Source organism: Algivirga pacifica, from assembly GCF_039543525.1.
Classification (GTDB): Bacteria; Bacteroidota; Bacteroidia; order Cytophagales; family Flammeovirgaceae; genus Algivirga; species Algivirga pacifica.
On sequence record NZ_BAABJX010000080.1, the window covers coordinates 1 to 862 of the forward strand.

An 862-nucleotide genomic window follows, 5' to 3' on the forward strand; every position below is an offset into this window, starting at 1 on the left:
TCCAAAAGCGTGAATCATCAGCCCTTTTTCTGATCTTACTTTTGATGCATTTTGAATATTGACTTTTTCAATCAACCAACTAAAGAAGATTTCAATAGTTTGTCTGGTTCTAGACACTGCCTTACCCCAGAATGTTCTAAAAGCCTCATTATATTGTCTTTCCCATTCAGTTTCCCCCTTTTTTCTCTTTGGAGGACATAAAAGGTCAATTTGCCTTTTTTCACATAGCTCTAGCGCTTCTTTGCTAAGATATGCCTTGTCTCCAAAAATATTTACTTCCTTCATCGATGGAATTAGCTCCTTAAAGACAGTAACATCATGTGTTGTAGCCATAGTAATACCTACCCATTTTGGTATTGGTAAGGTATTAGGCTTATTTTGAACCAAGCAATGCATTTTTACGCCGTAATAGTAAATTCCTTTCGTTTTAGAGTAAGCTTTTGTAGAAATATTTCTAGCCACTTTCCCATACCGATTTCCTTTACAAAGAATAATAGGAAATGAATCGATTGAATAATCACTTCCACTATTATTATGTAAATCAGCATTATAACACAACAACACCTCTACTAGTAATGGTAATACATCTGACAATCGATTCAAACGGTTATTGAATGCTTGGTAGCTCGGAAGATCAGGAAACCAGCTTTTCCAATACTTAACGATGTATTTATAAATCTTGGAAACCTGAGTTTTCTCTTCTTCTAGCATGGCAAAGAAGTAACACGTCAGTAATTCAACGTCAGTAAACTTTATTGAGGTATTGTTACTGAATCTTTGACAATGATGACGCAATATGTTATTATAGCAGTCATCCAGAAAGCTATAAAGGTGGATTATTTTGAGTTTCACACCCCAAAAA

The 862-nt window shown here is 34.7% G+C and carries 1 protein-coding gene; it reads right to left on the reverse strand.

The window, feature by feature from the left end; translation table 11 throughout:
- Nucleotides 1-711, reverse strand: a 711-nt coding sequence (locus ABD985_RS21230) for a transposase (protein WP_345375347.1), incomplete at its 3' end; no start/stop codon positions are given.
- Nucleotides 712-862: the final 151 nt, after the last annotated feature.